17 protein-coding genes and 1 riboswitch are annotated in these 19228 nt (G+C 42.2%); of the genes, 14 read left to right on the top strand and 3 right to left on the bottom strand.

Annotated features, from left to right (window positions below):
• Positions 1-49: 49 nt before the first annotated feature.
• The gene (locus B5Y40_RS28290) at positions 50-1024 is read left to right on the top strand and encodes a succinylglutamate desuccinylase/aspartoacylase family protein (protein WP_079690264.1); all 975 of its coding nucleotides are present in this window, start codon (positions 50-52) and stop codon (positions 1022-1024) included.
• Positions 1002-1604, top strand: a complete 603-nt coding sequence (locus B5Y40_RS28285) for a DedA family protein (protein ID WP_159453831.1) — start codon at positions 1002-1004, stop codon at positions 1602-1604. Before B5Y40_RS28290 ends, B5Y40_RS28285 begins: the two co-directional genes overlap by 23 nt.
• Here B5Y40_RS28285 and B5Y40_RS28280 read toward each other — a convergent pair.
• A complete protein-coding gene (locus B5Y40_RS28280; protein WP_079690262.1) occupies positions 1601-2542 on the bottom strand; it encodes a Ppx/GppA phosphatase family protein in 942 nt (313 codons plus the stop codon). The genes B5Y40_RS28285 and B5Y40_RS28280 overlap by 4 nt on opposite strands.
• A gap of 113 nt (positions 2543-2655) precedes the next feature.
• Here B5Y40_RS28280 and B5Y40_RS28275 point away from each other — a divergent pair, with 113 nt between their 5' ends.
• Both B5Y40_RS28275 and B5Y40_RS28270 read left to right on the top strand, forming a co-directional pair.
• Entirely contained in the window at positions 2656-4227 is a 1572-nt protein-coding gene (locus B5Y40_RS28275; protein WP_079690261.1) for an acyl-CoA carboxylase subunit beta, read from the top strand.
• 88 nt (positions 4228-4315) lie between these two features.
• Positions 4316-5275 carry an isoaspartyl peptidase/L-asparaginase family protein gene (locus tag B5Y40_RS28270; RefSeq protein WP_079690260.1) on the top strand — a complete coding sequence of 320 codons (960 nt, stop codon included), beginning with the start codon at positions 4316-4318 and terminating at the stop codon, positions 5273-5275.
• 147 nt (positions 5276-5422) lie between these two features.
• On the opposite strand, the gene B5Y40_RS28265 is transcribed toward B5Y40_RS28270, so the two are convergent.
• Both B5Y40_RS28265 and B5Y40_RS28260 read right to left on the bottom strand, forming a co-directional pair.
• A complete protein-coding gene (locus B5Y40_RS28265) occupies positions 5423-6016 on the bottom strand; it encodes a carboxymuconolactone decarboxylase family protein (protein WP_079690259.1) in 594 nt (197 codons plus the stop codon).
• A 7-nt stretch (positions 6017-6023) separates the two neighbouring features.
• Complete coding sequence (locus B5Y40_RS28260) at positions 6024-6581, bottom strand: peroxiredoxin (RefSeq protein ID WP_079690258.1); 558 nt, start codon at positions 6579-6581, stop codon at positions 6024-6026.
• Positions 6582-6711: 130 nt separating this feature from the next.
• Between B5Y40_RS28260 and B5Y40_RS28255 the strand changes: the two genes are divergently transcribed.
• The 10 genes from B5Y40_RS28255 (at position 6712) to B5Y40_RS28210 (ending at position 19220) form a co-directional block, all read left to right on the top strand.
• On the top strand, positions 6712-7632 hold the full coding sequence (locus B5Y40_RS28255) for a hydrogen peroxide-inducible genes activator (RefSeq protein ID WP_079690257.1): 921 nt from the start codon (positions 6712-6714) through the stop codon (positions 7630-7632).
• 301 nt (positions 7633-7933) lie between these two features.
• Positions 7934-8473, top strand: coding sequence for an RNA polymerase sigma factor (locus B5Y40_RS28250; RefSeq protein WP_079690454.1), 540 nt, complete (start codon positions 7934-7936; stop codon positions 8471-8473).
• Between the two features lie 35 nt (positions 8474-8508).
• Complete coding sequence (locus B5Y40_RS28245; protein WP_079690256.1) at positions 8509-9282, top strand: HEAT repeat domain-containing protein; 774 nt, start codon at positions 8509-8511, stop codon at positions 9280-9282.
• A gap of 190 nt (positions 9283-9472) precedes the next feature.
• Positions 9473-10234 carry a DUF4097 family beta strand repeat-containing protein gene (locus B5Y40_RS28240; RefSeq protein ID WP_079690255.1) on the top strand — a complete coding sequence of 254 codons (762 nt, stop codon included), beginning with the start codon at positions 9473-9475 and terminating at the stop codon, positions 10232-10234.
• An 83-nt stretch (positions 10235-10317) separates the two neighbouring features.
• Positions 10318-11061 carry a DUF4097 family beta strand repeat-containing protein gene (locus B5Y40_RS28235; protein WP_079690254.1) on the top strand — a complete coding sequence of 248 codons (744 nt, stop codon included), beginning with the start codon at positions 10318-10320 and terminating at the stop codon, positions 11059-11061.
• A 191-nt stretch (positions 11062-11252) separates the two neighbouring features.
• Positions 11253-11364, top strand: a riboswitch (SAM riboswitch).
• Positions 11365-11656: 292 nt separating this feature from the next.
• A complete protein-coding gene (locus tag B5Y40_RS28230) occupies positions 11657-12505 on the top strand; it encodes a phytanoyl-CoA dioxygenase family protein (protein WP_221409004.1) in 849 nt (282 codons plus the stop codon).
• Positions 12506-12551: 46 nt separating this feature from the next.
• On the top strand, positions 12552-13487 hold the full coding sequence (locus B5Y40_RS28225) for an ATP-grasp domain-containing protein (RefSeq protein WP_079690252.1): 936 nt from the start codon (positions 12552-12554) through the stop codon (positions 13485-13487).
• A 379-nt stretch (positions 13488-13866) separates the two neighbouring features.
• Positions 13867-15147 (top strand): YeiH family protein, encoded by a 1281-nt coding sequence (locus B5Y40_RS28220; RefSeq protein ID WP_079690251.1) that lies wholly within the window; start codon positions 13867-13869, stop codon positions 15145-15147.
• A 205-nt stretch (positions 15148-15352) separates the two neighbouring features.
• Positions 15353-18280 (top strand): TonB-dependent receptor, encoded by a 2928-nt coding sequence (locus B5Y40_RS28215; protein WP_079690250.1) that lies wholly within the window; start codon positions 15353-15355, stop codon positions 18278-18280.
• 355 nt (positions 18281-18635) lie between these two features.
• Complete coding sequence (locus B5Y40_RS28210) at positions 18636-19220, top strand: SET domain-containing protein (protein WP_143785981.1); 585 nt, start codon at positions 18636-18638, stop codon at positions 19218-19220.
• Positions 19221-19228: the final 8 nt, after the last annotated feature.

Below are 19228 nucleotides of genomic sequence, written 5' to 3'. Positions count from 1 at the left end.
GACAACCAACCAAAGTGCTTAACTTTCGGTTGACTGTATACGTGGATTTATGAAAGAATTTAAGATTGCCGGTCATGCAATTCTTCCCGGGGAGTTCAAAGAGATCGATATTAACATTGCAAGACTCCCTTCGCATACCATTATTGATACCCCTATATATGTTTCGCGTGGTCTGGAGGAAGGCCCTATACTCGCGCTCATTGCCGGCATGCATGGCGATGAGATCAACGGTATGGAGATCGTCCGCAGAATATTGGATGGTGGCTTGCATCAGCCTAAACGCGGTACTGTCATTTGCATGCCCATTATTAATATGTACGGGTTCCTGAATTACTCGCGCGATGTTCCGGATGGTAAAGATATAAATCGTTCTTTTCCCGGCTCACGAAACGGGTCACTCGCAAGCCGCGTAGCCTATCATTTGATGCACGATGTCATTCCATTCATCGACTACGGCATTGACTTCCATACGGGTGGTGCCATGCGGGCCAACTATCCACAGGTACGGGCATTGCTTACCGATGAAAAAAATATAGAGCTCGCACAGGCCTTTCATGCTCCCTTCACGCTCAACTCACCTTTCCGTCCAAACTCGTTGCGCAAGGAAGCTTCGAGGCGCGGCAAGAATATTATTGTATATGAAGGAGGTGAATCGTTGCGCTTTGATCAGAATGCGATCAAGGAAGGTATAGCAGGGACGTTGCGACTGATGAAACATCTCAACATGATTGATGAGGCTCCTCTGCCGGATGTTGAAAATAAAATCATCTGGAGCACCACCTGGATTCGTGCAAAAAATGCGGGGTTGTTTCAAACAAATGTATACTGTGGGCAGTTAGTACAGAAGGATGAGTGGGTAGGTACAATCACCGATCCGTTCGGAGAATTTAAAGAAAAGGTAATGACTCCGGTAACGGGTTATGTAGTGGGATTGAATAATATTCCGGTAATTAATGCGGGAGATGCACTCATGCACATTGGCATGGACAATATGTGCAGACTTGAAAACTTCGGAGAACAATAGCGTGGAGAAATTTCTGGATGAATACGGATATATAGCCCTGATGATAGGCACTTTTTTCGAAGGAGAGACTTCTATACTGGTAGCCTCATCGTTGATCCATCGTGGATTATTCGAAGGTCCCTATACTGTACTCTTCGGCTTTGCCGGTTCCTTTATCAGCGACTGGCTATATTATCTCATTGGTAGATTGAATGGAAAATATTTTATTGAACGCAGACCAAAACTGAAAGAGAAATTTCAACCGGTAGTTCGTTTTTTCCTTCACCATAAAATCCAGATCCTGTTTACCTATCGTTTTTTATATGGCTTCCGGATTATCATTCCGCTAATCATCGGGATGAGCAATATAAAACCTTTTCAGTTTTTGATCTATAGTATCGTCAGTGGATTAATCTGGTCTACCACCGTGAGCACGGTGGGTTATTTTGTCGGGAGATTTTTAAACCTGAAGACCGAAGTATATGAAGAAAATATACTCTTCATTGTACTAGGCTTTGCATGCTTTGGAGCACTGGTGGGATTTATAGTAAAACGCGTAACGATGAAAGAGATTGCTGCGGAAGCCAACTCGAACGCTTAAGCCAGCGATTTCATCTCGCTGATCAGCGAAGCAAACACACCTTCTTTTAATGAATAGGTAGAAACGCGAATACGCGTAAAAGGGTGATGCTCCAACAGGTAACGGATCAAACAACTCGCCACAACGATCATGTCTACACGCATCTCGATCATACCGGGAATGTGCAGGCGCTCTTCGCGATTTTTCCGAAGGAGTTCACTATAGATCTCGTAGAAACCCGGAATTGACAATGGCGTTTCGATCTCTTCGGAAGTTTTATGAATATCGTGCTGAATACAGAAAATATCGCTCAACGTATCAAATGTACCCGAGGAACCAATGAGGATTTCGGGCTTGTGAATTTTCACGGCATCGAACACAGGGATTAAAGCTTGTTCAAAATATACATCGAGTGCTTTGATCTCTTCCGGTGAGATCGGGTCATGCCGATGAAACTGCTCGAGCAGACGCTGCGCGCCAATTTCCAGGCTTCGCTTCCAGAAAATATGATCGTTATCTCCGATAATAAATTCTACGCTGCCTCCTCCTATATCTATGATCAGCGATTTTTCATTCTCCATGTGCAGGGCCGCCTTCACGCCCATGTATATATATTCAGCTTCCTTATCGCCTGAAATTATACTGACATCTATACCGGTAAGCGTTTTTATTTTTGACACAACGTCACCGCTATTCTTTGCATTCCGCAGCGCGCTGGTTCCGAACGCAAAAACTTTGTTTACACCGGATAGCTCCATCGAGTTCTTAAAACTCTGCATCGCAAGCAATGCGCGGTGTATACCCTCTTCTGTAATAATTCCTTGATTGATCCCCCCCATTCCGATCTTCACTGCCAATCGTTCACGCGAAATAATGTGGTAGCCGCGCTCGTCTGCTTCAGCGATTAGCAGGTGAAACGTGTTCGTTCCCATGTCAATAATGGCAATCTTATTATTCATAAGGGGTAGGAGGCGCGTGAAGATACTAATTTATTGTCCACTGTCAACCAACCAGGTGAAGACTGTTGTCCGTTGTCTGTGGACTATTATATTTAAGACAAAATCTCAATCAGATGGCCAAGCGAACAACCAAAGAACCTGCATTACAACAAAAATTTGATGAACTGGAAAGACAAAATCAGGAAGCATTAACGGGGGGTGGTGAAAAACGGATCGAACAACAGCACGCGAAAGGAAAACTAACTGCGCGTGAGCGGATTCACTTGTTGCTTGATGAAGGTTCATTTGAAGAACTGGGGAAATTCGTAATGCACCGAAGCAAAGATTTTGGTCTCGATAAAGAATATTACCTGGGCGATGGTGTCGTGACGGGCTATGGAACGATCAGCGGCAGACTGGTTTATGTTTTCTCACAGGACTTCACCGTGTTCGGTGGTTCGCTTTCTGAAACACATGCCGAAAAGATTGTAAAGATCATGGACCTCGCCATGAAAAACGGAGCGCCTGTTATAGGGCTTAACGATTCTGGTGGCGCGCGTATACAGGAGGGCGTTGTATCCCTGGGAGGCTATGCCGATATATTTTACAGAAATACATTAGCGTCTGGAGTTATTCCACAGATCTCCGCGATCATGGGCCCGTGTGCCGGTGGCGCGGTATACTCTCCCGCGATTACTGATTTTGTTTTAATGGTGGAGAATACTTCGTTCATGTTTGTAACCGGACCGAACGTTGTAAAAACCGTAACGCATGAAAATGTGACGGCAGAAGAACTCGGTGGCGCGCAGACACACAGTTCAAAAAGTGGTGTTACGCATTTCGCTTGTGCGAATGAAGTCGAGTGCATCACCTATATTAAAAAATTGCTCAGCTATATTCCGCAAAACTGTGAAGACAGCGCACCACGGTTGCCCTATACGATCGCCAATGAAAAGCGTCCCGCACTGAATGACATCATCCCGGTGCATCCCAATCAACCCTACGACATGCGTGAGGTAATTACCGGTGTAGTGGATGATGGAAGTTTCTTTGAGGTGCATAAAAATTTTGCTGAAAATATAGTAGTAGGTTTTGCGCGCATCGCTGGTCGCAGTATAGGTATTGTTGGCAATCAACCTGCATCGCTCGCCGGTGTACTCGATATAAATTCAAGTGTAAAGGGAGCGCGCTTTGTTCGCTTCTGCGATTGCTTTAATATACCGTTGCTGGTATTCGAAGATGTACCCGGCTTTTTACCGGGCACCGATCAGGAGTGGCACGGAATCATTACTAACGGTGCTAAATTATTGTTCGCATTTTCAGAGGCCACCGTGCCTCGTGTTACCGTGATCACACGGAAAGCATACGGAGGTGCTTATGATGTTATGAATTCCAAACACATTGGTGCAGACATGAACTATGCATGGCCCACTGCGGAAATTGCTGTAATGGGAGCTAAAGGAGCATCCGAAATTATTTTTAAGAAAGAAATTTCAGAAGCGGCCGACCCTGAAGCTAAATTAGCAGAGAAGGTGGATGACTATACCCTTAAGTTTGCAAACCCGTATCGTGCTGCGCACCGCGGATATATTGATGAAGTTATATATCCCGACCAGACACGTGAAAAATTGATCCGTGCGTTTGAAATGCTGGAGAACAAAGTAGCGAAGCTTCCCCGGAAAAAACACGGAAATATACCCTTGTAAAAACCAACTATATAAAAAGGTTAGGGCATGGACTTTGCATCGTTTATACTTAAACCGGAATAGAAATCTTAACCACCGAAAATATACAATGACTACCCGCAGAAAATTCATCCAGCTCTCAGCACTTGGCGCATCTCTTTTTCCATTTGGCAAAAGCCTGGCAAAGGGAATTGAAGGCCAGAAGCCAATCGTGCTTTCTACCTGGAACTTCGGTCTCGAAGCCAATGTAGAAGCATGGAAAGTCCTTTCAGGCGGAGGCCGGGCGTTGGATGCTGTTGAAGCTGGTGCCCGTGTGCCGGAAGGTGATCCAAAAGAAACATCAGTAGGGCTGGGCGGTCTTCCCGATCGTGATGGTCATGTTACGTTGGATGCCTGCATCATGGATGAGCATGGCAACTGCGGCTCTGTAGCTTTCCTCGAACATATAGTACACCCCATTTCAGTAGCACGTAAAGTGATGGAGAAGACACCACACGTTATGCTGGCAGGTGAAGGTGCTTTACAGTTTGCACTTGCAAATGGTTTTAAAAAAGAAAAGCTTCTCACCAAAGAATCCGAAAAGGCATGGAAAGAATGGATGAAGAAAGCGGAGTATAAACCTGTTGCCAACATTGAAAATCACGACACGATTGGTATCATCGCATTGGATGCACAGGGAAATTTATCAGGAGCATGTACTACGAGCGGTATGGCCTATAAAATGCGCGGCCGTATAGGCGACTCTCCTATTATCGGTGCAGGCCTATATGTTGACAACGAGATTGGTGCTGCTACCTCTACCGGTGTAGGTGAAGAAGTAATCCGTATCGTTGGCTGCCACCTTGTAGTGGAACTTATGCGTCAGGGGCATTCCCCGGGTGATGCGTGCCGACTAGCCGTAGAACGTATACTCAAGAAAAGTCCTCAAAAAGCAAAACAGGTACAAGTAGGCTTTCTTGCATTAAATAAAAATGGTGAGTATGGAGCGTACTGCCTGCAAAAAGGATTTACGTATGCCGTGCATACCAGCGCAGGCAACAAACTATACGATGGGTTGAGTCATTTTTAAAGGTATATATCTTACAAGCTGGAATATATCTCCCGTGAGGATATAGTATATATACCAGCACAACGGAGAGCGTACCCGCTATAGCATAAAAAAAGCCCGGATTGCTCCGGGCTTTTTCCTTTCTCAACATTTATCAATATAAACTAACTAGTAAACTACTTTAGTCAAGCTTGTGATTACAGCGCCAAGGCGAACTGCTTCAAAAATGCGTTCTTCTTTTGCACCTAATTCGATCAAAGATGCTTCGTGCGCTTTCACACACATTTCGCAACCATTTACAGCGCTTACTGCCAGGCTTATAAGTTCAAAGAACTCTTTGCCGGTAACAGGTCTCGCCATAATGTTCATCTTGATACGAGCAGGTATCTCGTTATACTTCTCCTTGTTCAGGAAGTGACGAAAGCGATAGAACACATTGTTCGCGCTCAGCAGCGATGCACATGCAACAGCTTCTGCAATCTCTTCAGCAGTGGCACCTTCCTGGCGCGCATTGTCTGAAAAGAATGCACGCAATATCTTGTTGGTAGCATTCACAGCAAGTGAAACTCCCAACAAAGAAATCTCCTTCTTCGAGAGATATTCACTCTCGAAAGAATTCTTAAAGTTTAGTTTCAGATCAGCGAGATAACGTGACTTGCCTTCTTCCAGCAGATCAAGTGTATAGGTGCTGTAATCTTTTTCCAGCTTTAAAAATTCCAGGAACTCCTGCGTGGTTTCTGAATATGTTACGGTTGATTCCATTGTTCAACTATACTTTCAATGTTTCCTTACCTTTTTCCCAGTTACATGGGCAAAGTTCATCGGTTTGCAAAGCATCCAGTACACGGATAACTTCTTTTACATTACGACCTACGTTCAGATCGTATACACTCACCCAACGAATGATACCTTGAGGATCAACAATAAACGTTGCACGGTAAGCGATCTTTTCGTTCGGCTCCAGTATACCAAGCTCTTCAGCCAATGATTTAGAAGTATCTGCAAGCATCGGGAATTTCAAATCGCGAAGGTCATCGTGATTTTTTCTCCATGCCAAGTGTACAAATTCAGAATCGGTAGAAGCACCGATCAGGTTCGCGCTACGATCGCGGAATTCACCAAAGTTTTTGTTGAACTCTGCAATTTCTGTAGGACATACGAATGTAAAATCTTTTGGCCACCAGAAGATAACAGTCCAGCGACCTTCTTCATTAATCAAGTCTTCAGAACTGATATCAAAAAATTCTTTTCCTTTTTCAAGTGATACAACAGCAGCCTTCTTAAATACCGGGAAGGGCTGACCAACTGAAAGAATACCTTTACTCATATGATTTTAAAAATTGTTTGATTGTGAATAACACAAAAATATATTTGTAAACATTATAAATCATATCGATAATACTTATCAGATTATTGGTAGTGTTTATTATAACGTTTTAACCGATCTTTGCAAACGAATGAATCTTCAGCAACTGGAATATATTATTGCCCTTGATATTCACCGAAACCATTCAAAGGCTGCGGAGCACTGTCATGTAACACAGCCAACGCTGAGCATGATGGTGAAAAAATTAGAGGACGAACTGGAAGTAAAGATCTTTCAGAAAACGCAGCCGCTCAAGCCAACACCTTCCGGAGAAATCATCATCAGTCGCGCGCGACAGATTTTACAAGAGGTAAAAAATCTGAAAGAATTTATCCGCAGTGAAAAGGATTCAATTGAAGGAGAGTTCAGGTTGGGTGTGATTCCGACCCTCGCTCCATACCTGCTTCCACGATTCCTGAATGAGTTCCTGCAAAAACATCCGGGTACATCTTTTACGGTGATGGAACTTCAGACACACGAGATCATCAATTACCTGAAAACAAACCGGCTTGATGTTGCTATACTCGTGACTCCGCTCGATGATAAAGATATTCGTGAAGTGCCTATATTTTACGAACCGATACTGCTATATACTTCCGAAAATCTGAAGTATTACCAGCAGGAAAGAATCAATCTAAAAACGCTTAGCTATGATAACCTGCTTTTGCTCGAAGAAGGTCATTGCTTTCGCGGCCAAGTGGAGAATTTATGTTCAGCAAAAAATGGCAAAGTACATCACCAGCTAAACTATCAAAGCGGATCATTTGAGACGTTGAAAGCGATGGTCGATAATAACTATGGCTATACCTTGATTCCTGAACTTGCCGTGAACAGCAAGAGTAAACATGTAAAACGATTTGTTTCACCAGAACCCGTTCGGGAAGTTAGTCTCGCAGTGCATAGTGGTTTTGTAAAAGAGAATCTTCTCTTCAAACTACGCGAAGCTATTATGAAAGTTATACCACCTCATTTCAAAAAGAACGACAAGTATATACGTGTACGTTGGGATTGATATACTATAACATAAGCACGTCTTTGTGCCGATAAAAAATGACGCAAAGGGTTTAGTGCCCTGTTATGAATGAAAGCCGTGCAAAAGCCGGCTTTTTATTTTTTGTAATTCTGACAAATTAAGTTGGCACACTTAGTTTAGCTCTCTTTCAACGTAGCTTCACGTATTTAGGAATGGCTACCCCTATTATTTCAAAACAGTGTATGGATAACGTCCCCGAGATCTTTTTTAACTTTTCAATTGTAACCTTTACACCACCTTCCGGTAACTAACACGAAAATTGACAAAAAGCGCGTATCTGATGACAGACGAACTACTTATGGAGGCCGTGAAAAACGGTGATCTTCAGCAGGTTTCTGCACTTTTTGAGCGCTATAACAAACGCATCTTCAATTTTCTGGCGCGCATGACGATGGACCGCGCATTGGCTGAAGACCTGACACAAAATGTTTTCCTGAGAATTATAAAATACAGGAACAGCTATAAAGAAGGTGCCCGGTTTCAGTCGTGGATATACCAGGTAGCCCGGAATGTTTTTTCGGATCATTACCAGGTGCACAAAAATAAGTTCTCTGATTTTGTAGACATCGAAAAAGTGAGCGACCATTTACAGGATAGTGAAGAGAATGAAACTATTCATGAACAGGAAAAACTTCTTCAAAAATCAATGTCGCTGCTCTCGGAAGAACAACGGGAGCTCTTGATACTGACTCGGTTTCAGCACATGAAATATGAAGAAGTGGCCGTCATTATGGATACAACTGTCGCGAATATAAAAGTGAAAGTGCATCGCGCGATTCTGAAACTACGCGAGCATTATTTTGAACTGGAAAAAATATAACCAAGATTTCTCTTCGGAGAGTTTTGAACTGCTTTATGAACAAGGAAACATTGGAGACACTTCTGATTGATTACATCGATGGAAAGCTTACGCACGAAGAGAAACTTCAGGTGGAGCAGGAGCTTGTTAACAACAAAGATGCATATATACTATATGAACAATTGAAGGAAGTGATGCACGCGATGGATCGCTCTTCGAAGCTCGAGCCATCAGCGTCCCTTCAGTCATCTTTCAATACATTGCTGCAAGAAGAGATCAAGGCTGTTAAAAAACCAAAAGTGATTTTTCTGCAGCCTTCCTTCTATCGCGTAGCTGCTGCAGTAACGTTGCTTATACTGGGCGCTGGTTTAGGTTACTGGATCAGTAAATATCAACGCCAGCAACAAGAGATCGCGCTCATTCAAAAGCAACTGGAAGAAAACAAGCTGATGATGATGTCGATGCTCGACAATGAGGGCTCAGCAAGTCAGCGTGTATTGGGAGCAACGGTTGCACTAAAGATGGAGCGCCCGGATGATGAAATTGTCATGGCACTTGGCAAAGCGATGAATGAAGATCCGAATACCAATGTACGCCTTGCCGCACTTGACGCCTTGAGTAAATTTAATAAAGAGCGACATGTGCGTGGTATACTGATCGCCTCGCTTGCTACACAAAAAGATCCGCTGGTTCAAATTGCTCTGATTAGAATACTGGTGGAAATGAAAGTGCAGGGTGCTGTGAAAGAATTGGAGCGTATCTCCAATGACGAAGAAGTATTGAAGGAAGTAAAAGATGAAGCACACGCAGGACTGCTAAAACTTTCCTGATAAAGAATATATAAAGCATGCTTTTCACACGCACACGAATTATAGCCGAGGCTTAAAGCTCGAGGCCGAATGTTAAGGTTGGCGTATAAGACAAAAAGACTAAGGTATACATGTCGACTTTATGCTGGATGTTTTATACTGAATGAACCTATCTCAAGTACAACGAAATTAAATTAAACGACTTACAACAATGAAAAAAGTATTTGCAACGGTAGCCCTGGCGTTTATAGCAGGGTTCATACAGGCTCAGGAATATAAATTGGCTAAAAGCACCGGACGCCTGGAAATAAAAGAAGTGAACCATGTGGAGATTGAGGGATATAGTGGAAGCGAAATTGTTTTCACTTCACGCAATGGCAAAAAAGATGATGACGAACGTGCAAAGGGCTTACGCTCTATCAGCAGCATGGGTCTTGAAGATAATACAGGTATAGGTTTGTCGGTAGTAGAAAAAGGTGGCACCATTGAAGTGCAACAACTCAAGAAAATGGATGGACCGGATATTCTTATTAAAGTTCCCAAAGGTGTTGTCGTATCCTATACGCATACATCACCGTATGGCGATGAGATTGAGTTCAAAAACTTTGAAGGCGAAATTGAAGTATCGACTGTACACAACGGTGTAGTACTCACGAACACCACCGGTCCGATGACTATAAAAACTGTTCACGGTGATATAGATGCATCTCTGAGTCCGAATATTAAAAACCCGGTATCGATCGTCTCTGTACATGGTCACGTTGATGTAGCGTTCCCGACAACAATCAAAGCCAATTTAAAATTAGGTACAGTATACGGAGAGATCTTTGTTGATCCTGATTTCAAACTTGAGATAGAGAAATCTGGTAACATGATCAAGTATAGCGATAATGTGAGTGGTAAGCTTAATGGTGGTGGCCTGGATATAAACTTGTCATCTACACATAACAATGTATACCTGCGAAAGAAATAGATCTGAAGCGCTGGCTGGTATCGGTCCGATACCAGCCAGCAATAAAGACATATCTCTTTACTATACACTAAAACTTCCTCACTATGAAAACCAATATACTGTTCGTCATAGTCGCGCTCATCGCACCGCTGAAAGACTATGCTCAAACAGCTATCAATAAATCGGTAGCTATACAACCGGGACAAAAAATAGTAATGCACTTTGATTATCCCGAGTTGGTTCGTGTCAGCACCTGGGACAAAAATGAAATCTCGATCCAGGGAACTGCCAGCATTAACAACGGAGAAAATGACGATGCATTTATACTTGAAGCGTCAACCCAGGGAAACACCGTTACCATTCGTAATCAGATTGTCAATTTAAAAGGCTTGCCACAACGCTATACCATTAAAGACGGCTCGCAAACAATCACATTTAAAAGTAAAGAAGAGTTACATAAATATCAGGAGCAGAATGGCAAAGGTAAATTTGACATGATGTCATCCGGTGTTGATATGGATATACAACTGGAGATTAAAGTTCCCCGCAATTTTGAAACGCGTATCGAATCTGTATATGGCACGGTAGAGATTAAAGAATTTATAGGTCCTCTTGCTGTAACATCAACGTATGGCGCTGTAGATGCCGCGCTTTCAGAAAAAGCAACGGGAGAGCTGAGCGCAGAAACAAACTATGGTGAGATCTATACAAACCTGGAGACCAAGTTTGGTGGTGCACCCGGCAAGCAGGAAAACTTCCACACCTATGTTTCTGCAAAACCTGGTAATGGGCCACGCTATAGCTTTGAATCAAAATATGGTAACGTGTACTTACGCAAGGCGAACTGACTCTTTCCTGATTTCAATATTGTCCTTTATAATCTTTGTATAATAAAGAGCCTGCACATTGCAGGCTCTTTTGTTTTACCTCCCTGCTATTAAAAATTTTTTAAATATTTTTTCAGAAAGTATTGTGCATTAAAAATCAATACCTACATTTGTCTATCGATTTAGTAGACAAATCAATTCTCACCAGATTGATTTTATACAGAAGGGAGTAGAGAATAGGCTCAGCGATCCCCTAGCAACCTATCAGCTGCCAAGCTGAAAAGGTGCTAATTCCTACCAATAAAAAAATTGGAACTATAAAATTTTAACTAACATGAAACACAGAAAAGAATTCTCCGTTCGTAGTAGTATGCATCCACAGGCTATCTATACAAATCGTTGCATGCACAACTGTTGTTGTTGATTCGGCCTTTTGAAATTCCCCTATTAAAATTTAAGACGAGTAAAATACATTCTCCTAAAGAGAATGTGACCGGGACTTATTGTTCCAAAAGATGAGACATGTAAATGGTTCATATACTATCAACATGTCGATGTTGAACGGATCGATTCAACATACTGCTAACTATAACAAAAACTTAAAATTTAAAATATCATGGCTACTTATAAAAAATTTACTTTCGAAGGTATATTAACAGAAGAACAAATTAATTTCTTCCAGAAGAATGGCTTCATTCATTTTGAAAAATATGCATCGCAGGAAACTGTAGACGCGATCATACAATCGACTGAGCAGGTTCAACGCAGATGGGTGAAAGAAAATGTTCAGAAAATAAATGGTGTTCCTATTAAATATGGTGTTGATGAAAATGGAGAAACCATCGTACAACGATTTGCATTTACAAATCAACATAGTGAAGCGGTTAACCAATTTGCAAATAACCCTGCACTTGATGCGCTTCGCGTTTTAATGCCCAAAGGCGCACGCCTTGGTCTTGAAGAAAAAGATGGTGTAGTGTTCAATCACTATGTAAATAGTGAAGGAAGTAATTTTTACCACATGGGCTGGCATACGGATAGCGCTCGTGATATATTTTATGGCAAGAAAGTAGCGCCTATGCTTAACATCGGTTTTTATCTCGATGACTCCACTGCTGATAAAGGTGGACTGCGTGTTTTGCCTGGCACGCATAAACAAGGACTTTGGGATCTACTCTTTCGCAAGAAATACTATTTGAATAATTATGACGACAAGAATGAAGTGCTTGTTGAAGCAAACGCTGGCGACCTGGTTATTCATGACGGAAGAATCTGGCATCGTGTGGCGCCATCACCTTTAACAGGCGCTGCAAGCCGCAGAAGAGTAATGTATATACCGATGATCGTTGGTAAATACAATCCTAAAACTGAAAAGAGTACTACTCCCCTATACCTGCACTTGTTGCCACTCGTAGGCAGTAAGAAGCACAAAAACCTGATCCCTGCTTTCAGAAGAGCAGCATAAATTTTAGAAGACGCACGCTATATTTTTGTTAGAAAAAACTACAACCATGCTTTCATTTTTTGATAAACCAATTGGTATTATTTACGGGCACTCGGAGCAATACAACCCTTTGTTTGAAAAACTTTATAACCGGGGAATTGCGTTTGACATCATTAATCCGGCGGATCATTTATATGACCCTGCCCAATACGAAGTTCCCTATAGTCTTGTATTTAACGACATGAGCTCTCCGCCATACCTCACACACAACGCACTGGGTATAGCACAGACTATAGAATATGTAAAACATGTGGAGAAGTTAAATGGTATACACAACAGCAGTAAAATAATTAATGGAGCCCGTGTTACGGAAATCCTTAGCACGAAGTCGCGGCAGCTGGCAGTATTTGCTTCGCTGGGTATATCTTTTCCGAAAACACGTGTTGTCAGCAGTATCGATCAACTGCTTGCAGCCGGCAATGAACTTAACTTTCCTATTCTTATAAAGAGTAACGGCATTAACGACCACATTGCTACGCAGCGGTTTGAGTCTATCAGTGAATTGGTCAATGTACTCATCAACGATGAATTGCGTTTGAATGGAGATAAGTCGTTGGTCGTGCAAGAGTATATTCAGCCGAAAGGAAACCATATTCTGCGAGCAGAAATTTTGAATGGCCAGGTTCTATACGCGGTAAAAGTTTTTCATGCAGGCGATCAACCCGATGCCTGGTCTATCGAAGTCAAGGCGAATATATTTACGCCGTCTATAGAGATTACCCAGGCATTGGAAAAAATTGCTCATGCGGCACTCATTGATGTTGGCAGCATTGAGTATATCATTGACCGCAAAACAAACAACGTTTACTTCTATGCTATCCGCCCACATACCAGTTCGTTGAGCATTGGTGTGGATGGTTTGGATTTTAATCCGTTCGATCAACTGACCAACTACCTGGAACAACGGCTCCAGAAAATAAAAGAAATAGCACTCACTATTTAAAAAAAAATTCGCGAATGCTTGTACATAAAATTATCCAACATATATTTGTCTATAGATTTAGTAGAGATCAAAAAAGGAACAAGTATATATTTATCTTATCAGGTTCGTGTTTGTAAGCTGATCATGTAAATCCCTTACTGATTGGTTAAAAGTAAATGGCTTCCGGATGCACCGGTCTTAAAGATTTTTTGGTGGAATTTCTCTAAAGACATTGGTGCATTCCGTAGCCGCCAATCCTCTGGCCGTTAACCGTAATCCTTCTACATCAATCACCGGGAATCTCACTTCCTCTCTGATCGTTTGCTCCCGTATTTTTACTTTCTATCTATTGCAGAGTTGATTACATTTATAAGGTTTTAATAAAATCATTCTTCTAAAAATGGATACGACTACAGCGCAGACTATAGGTACAAAGAAAAGCGTTTCACTACACGAAGATTGGACGGCCGTTATATTGGGAGGAATCACCATCCTGTTTTCGCTTGTCTTGTTTATTATTCCAACACCATCCTTCTCCTGGAAAGAGGGCCATGATCTTACCAAAAAAATATTTTCCACTCATAATATAGGGAGTATTGGTGCACAGTTCATATATACTTTCCTGATTGCCATAGTGGGTGCATTGCTCACCGGAAAACCATGGAAGAATTTCCTGATCGTTTTTCCTATACTATATATCTTAACCATAATCGCAGTGTTACTGGCAGGTAACAGTGCGATAAAATCACTTAACCTGGAAGCTGTAATCTTCAGCTTATCCATCGGCTTGTTGATCAGCAATACCATCAATCTTCCCGAGTGGTTTCGCGCAACGCTTTCTACAGAGTTATTTGTAAAGATTGGTCTTGTATTGCTGGGCACCGGTGTAATCTTTTCAGACATTCTTAAGGCGGGTGCGCTTGGCCTTGTTCAGGCTCTAGCCGTTGTACTCAGTGTATGGTACTTCGCATATTGGGTTTGTAAAAAATTCAAACTAGACGATGAATTAACCATGATGATTTCAAGTGCTGTATCGATCTGTGGGGTATCCGCTGCTATAGCAACCGCAGGAGCTATACAGGGAGATTCAAAAAAACTGTCATATGTCATTTCATTGGTATTGATTGTAGCTATCCCCATGATGATTTTCATGCCCTATATCGCCAACTATTTTCACTTTTCGCAGGAGGTAACCGGTGCATGGCTTGGTGGAAGTATAGATACAACGGGTGCAGTAGTGGCCTCTGGTACATTGGTGGGCGAAACTGCATTAAAGATCAGCACCATTGTAAAATTCTCGCAAAATGTTTTACTGGGTGTAGCAGCTTTTGTGATCAGTATATATTGGACCTATACCGGCAAAAGTCAGGCGGATGGCAAAGTAACAAAACCTTCGTTGGGATTAATCTGGGAGCGCTTTCCGAAATTTGTCATCGGATTTGTAGCGGCATCGCTCATCTTCTCTTTTGCGCTTAGTCCTGAAGCTGTGAGTTCTGTAAAAGATAGTTTGAAGAGTATACAAACGCTTTGGTTCGTACTTGCCTTTACCAGCATCGGACTGGAAACAAAGTTCTCAGACTTGTTCAACGAAAATAGCAAAAAGCCCTTATACGCTTTCCTGATCGCACAAGGGTTCAACATTATTGTCACGCTGATTATAGCGTATCTCCTCTTCAGTTAACATACTATATAAGGAATCACGTAGTGCTATAAACATCAAGATTCAACGGCTATATCGGCTTTATGGTGCGATATAGCCGTTTTTTTCTATTGCCTGCTGGTCGTTAGGCCTGTCATTCTTAAATAAATCCCTTAACTCTATTGACTTAGTAGGAAATAGTTCTACTTTTGCCATAAATCTACCAATACTATAGAGTTAAAATTGTATGAAAAGATACTACCACCAGGTTCTCGTTTTATTTTTTCTCATCTCAGCCAGCTCCCTCGCACAGGCACAAAATCAAATCAGCGGAAGCATCACCGATGGTGAAACACAGGATGCTCTTCCCGGTGTAAACATCGCTGTAAAAGGTACTGTGCTTGGTACAGTAACAGATGCATCCGGTAAGTTCTCACTTACTGTCAAGCAACTTCCGGTTACGTTGATGGCTTCTTTCGTAGGGTATAGAACAGAAGAAATTACTGTGTCATCACCCAATGATGTAATCAACCTGAAATTAAATCCAAGTGCTTTACTAGGCGAAGAAGTTGTGATCACTGCTTCACGCGTAGAAGAGTCTCAACTTAAATCTCCTGTAGCCATAGAAAAACTGGATATACGGGCGATCAGAGAAACACCGGCTCCAAGTTTTTATGATGCCCTTGAAAATGTAAAGGGTGTGCAGATGACAACTTCGAGTATCACTTTTAAAGTACCGAACACCAGAGGATTTAATATACCCAACAACTTTCGTTTCGTGCAGGTTGTAGATGGTGTTGATATGCAAGCCGCTACACTTGGTGTACCACTGGGAAATGCCATCGGCCCGACAGAGCTCGATATAGAAAGCGTTGAGATAACACCTGGTGCTGCCTCTGCCCTATATGGTATGAATGCAATCAACGGTATGGCTAACCTCATTACCAAAAGTCCATTTTTATACCAGGGTCTAAGTATATATCAGAAGACGGGTGTAAACCATGTAGATGGTATAGATTACGATCCCAGTGTTTTAACGGAGACAGCAGTCCGCTATGCAAAAGCATTCAATAATAAATTCGCTTTTAAAATAAATGCAAGTTACCTGCGTGCTACTGACTGGCGTGGAAATACAAAAACGGATCAGAATCCAAACGGAACAGCAGGCACAGGTAATCCTTCCTATCCCGAACTAAATGTAGCCGATCATCCTGCTTATGATGCCTGGAATAAATATGGTGATGACAGTGGTAGCAACGCTGTTACAGTGAGTGGTATAAACTATGACGGGGTAGCTAATCAATCTTTTGTTGTAAGAAGAACTGGCTATTGGGAAAAAGATCTTGTCCCTGGCAAGGTTGACAATATAAAAGTTGATGCTGCGCTTCACTATAAAATCGGAAGTAACGCTGAATTAAGCTATAGCTATAGATTTGGTTTACTCGATGGTTTATTTCAACGCGGTAATAAAATACAACTTGATAACACGAGGGTACAAAATCACAAGCTTGAATTGAAAGGTGCTAACTACTCCATTCGTTCGTATGTTTCTCTTGAGAATACAGGAGACTCTTACAACCTGAAACCATTGTCTGATAACCTTGATCTTTCACATCTTTCGAATAACGCATGGCGTGATAAATTTAAAGCTTCACTGCAGGGTACACTCAATGCGAATCCGGATATAGAGTTGGCAGAAGCCATGCGAATTGCAAGAGCTGCTGCCGATGCTGGCCGATACGAGCCGGGTACATATCGCTTTGACTCTATGAAGAATGTGATCAAAGGTATCAACAACTGGGATCACATCAGCGCTGTTCCTACCGGTACATCTTCCGGTGGTGCAAAGCTTCACCAGATGAGTCGCATGTATCACACCGATGCTCAGTGGGATCTTTCCAAAAAAGTGAAGTTCATCGACCTGTTGGTTGGCGCTGATCTTCGTGTATATGAAATTATACCGGATGGAAATAACTTCGTTGACTTCAAAAGACCGGTTGCCGAACGCAATACTCCATTAGAAGATGGCAGCTATGGAAGCAATGTACACTATACCAAATATGGCTTCTTCACACAGATAACAAAAACATTGTTCAACGAAAAATTGAAACTGTTTGGATCCCTTCGCCTCGATCATAACCTTGAATTCAATCCAAAAATAAATCCACGCATTGCTGCAGTATATACTGTAGCGGAGAAGCATAACTTCCGTGCATCCTTTCAGAATGGTTTCCGCTTCCCTTCTTTATTCGAAGCGTTATCTTTTGTGAATAATGGAAATATCAGACGCGTGGGTGGATTGTCCTATATCAATGAAGGTTTGAACTACCTGGACAATTCCTATACTCTTGCATCGATCAATACATTCAATGCCGCTGTAAACGCGGATGTAAAGGCTGGTCTTACTACCAACGATGCGGCTTTTAAAAACAGAGCTCTGCTTCAGAATACCAATTTGTCTCCAACTCGCCCGGAGCGTATTAACTCCTTCGAAGTAGGATATAAAAGCGTATTGTTCAACAACACACTGGTAATCGACATTGATGCCTATACCAATGTATACGATGGCTTTTTAGGACAAGTAGAAGTTGCTGTGCCATACCTTGCAGATGCTACCGGTAAATATCCTGATCCTGCAAAACAGGTTGAAGTAGGAACCGATGATGCTGTTATCTCTATGCTTGCAGCAAACAGAACACCTCGTCAGGTTCGCTATCGTGTATATACCAATGCGAAACAGAAGTATAAGAACTACGGCTCTTCACTCGGTGTAACCTATAACTTCTACAAGAAATTTACGATCTCCGGAAATGTAAACTATAACAACATTTCGAAGAACAAAGAGAAAGATGTATTCGTTACCGGCTTCAACACACCGACTTGGGCAACCAACATTTCGTTTGGAAATCGTGAAGTGATCACCAACCTGGGCTTTAACATTGTGTGGAGATGGCAAGAGTCGTTCCTGTGGGAAAGCCCATTGGCGAACGGATCGATCCCTGCGTATAGCACCGTGGATGCACAGGTTACGTATCGCCTGCCAGCCATCAAGACCAGTGTGAAAGTAGGTGGAACAAACTTATTCAACAATCGCTATATCCAGTATGCGGCAGGTCCTACGATCGGAGGACTATACTATGTATCCGTTACACTGGATGGTTTGTTAACAAAATAACCCGGGCGGAAATTTCTTCCACGACTATCACTTCATCATGAATGTCTGAAAGAAATTTAAAGGGCAAAAAGTCCGGGTATGTATTCTGGTTGTAAAGCTTGCTGTCTATAACAGGACAGCAAGCTTTTTTATAGGGAGCAATCGTTGGCTGGCATAATTCTTTAAAGTTTATACCGGGGTGATGGGAGAAAGAAAATAGCGAGAGGCAATCATCACTCCTGTCTCCAAGCTCCAACCTTATCCTTTCAAAAGAAGCAGAAGATACTGGCTGCTATGCCGGTGATGGCATCCGTGATTTTTTTGGAATGCTATTTATTTTATCTTCACGCACTTTAATTTACAGATTAACATTTGAATGGCACTCCTGGAAAAACAACTTTACGTTAAGAAGTCAACGATCCCCAATGCGGGAAAAGGTTTATTCACTAAAAAATTTATACCGAAGGGCGCACGTGTACTGGAGTATAAGGGTATAATCTCCACCTGGAAAGACGTTAAAGATGAAGATGGCCGTAATGGCTATATCTTTTATGTGAAGCGTCATCATGTGATCAACGCAGCGCCTACGCTAAAAGCATTGGCGCGCTATGCGAATGATGCAAACGGACTGACCAAGGTAAAAGGTCTTAAAAACAATTGTGATTATGAAACTGAAGATCTGCGAGCGTTTATCGTTGCTCTCAGAGATATACCAGCAGGTTCTGAGATCCTTGTAGACTACGGAAAAGATTACTGGAAAGTAATTCGTGAGAACCGGAAACTCTGGGCTAAAGAGGCTAAAGACAAAGAGAAGAAGGAAATAGCGAAGGCTAAAAAAGAAGCAGCGAAAGCGAAGAAAGCTGAAGCCAAAGCCAAAAAGAACGGCAAAACTTCCAAGCATGCCGGCAAAGTGAATGCGCGCAAAGTAAAGAAGACGGCTGGCAAGCGCGTAGCAGCTTAAGTCTATAT

This window comes from Ohtaekwangia koreensis (assembly GCF_900167975.1).
GTDB classification, from domain to species: domain Bacteria; phylum Bacteroidota; class Bacteroidia; order Cytophagales; family Cyclobacteriaceae; genus Ohtaekwangia; species Ohtaekwangia koreensis.
This window is presented reverse-complemented; position numbering and strand designations above follow the sequence as displayed.

Bases quoted from the DNA above. Each gene is read 5' to 3' on its own strand.
- B5Y40_RS28290 (WP_079690264.1), top strand. From the start codon at position 50: ATGAAAGAATTTAAGATTGCCGGTCATGCAATTCTTCCCGGGGAGTTC.
- B5Y40_RS28280 (WP_079690262.1), bottom strand. From the start codon at position 2,542: ATGAATAATAAGATTGCCATTATTGACATGGGAACGAACACGTTTCAC.
- B5Y40_RS28275 (WP_079690261.1), top strand. From the start codon at position 2,656: ATGGCCAAGCGAACAACCAAAGAACCTGCATTACAACAAAAATTTGAT.
- B5Y40_RS28270 (WP_079690260.1), top strand. From the start codon at position 4,316: ATGACTACCCGCAGAAAATTCATCCAGCTCTCAGCACTTGGCGCATCT.
- B5Y40_RS28265 (WP_079690259.1), bottom strand. From the start codon at position 6,016: ATGGAATCAACCGTAACATATTCAGAAACCACGCAGGAGTTCCTGGAA.
- B5Y40_RS28260 (WP_079690258.1), bottom strand. From the start codon at position 6,581: ATGAGTAAAGGTATTCTTTCAGTTGGTCAGCCCTTCCCGGTATTTAAG.
- B5Y40_RS28255 (WP_079690257.1), top strand. From the start codon at position 6,712: ATGAATCTTCAGCAACTGGAATATATTATTGCCCTTGATATTCACCGA.
- B5Y40_RS28250 (WP_079690454.1), top strand. From the start codon at position 7,934: ATGACAGACGAACTACTTATGGAGGCCGTGAAAAACGGTGATCTTCAG.
- B5Y40_RS28245 (WP_079690256.1), top strand. From the start codon at position 8,509: ATGAACAAGGAAACATTGGAGACACTTCTGATTGATTACATCGATGGA.
- B5Y40_RS28240 (WP_079690255.1), top strand. From the start codon at position 9,473: ATGAAAAAAGTATTTGCAACGGTAGCCCTGGCGTTTATAGCAGGGTTC.
- B5Y40_RS28235 (WP_079690254.1), top strand. From the start codon at position 10,318: ATGAAAACCAATATACTGTTCGTCATAGTCGCGCTCATCGCACCGCTG.
- B5Y40_RS28230 (WP_221409004.1), top strand. From the start codon at position 11,657: ATGGCTACTTATAAAAAATTTACTTTCGAAGGTATATTAACAGAAGAA.
- B5Y40_RS28225 (WP_079690252.1), top strand. From the start codon at position 12,552: ATGCTTTCATTTTTTGATAAACCAATTGGTATTATTTACGGGCACTCG.
- B5Y40_RS28220 (WP_079690251.1), top strand. From the start codon at position 13,867: ATGGATACGACTACAGCGCAGACTATAGGTACAAAGAAAAGCGTTTCA.
- B5Y40_RS28215 (WP_079690250.1), top strand. From the start codon at position 15,353: ATGAAAAGATACTACCACCAGGTTCTCGTTTTATTTTTTCTCATCTCA.
- B5Y40_RS28210 (WP_143785981.1), top strand. From the start codon at position 18,636: ATGGCACTCCTGGAAAAACAACTTTACGTTAAGAAGTCAACGATCCCC.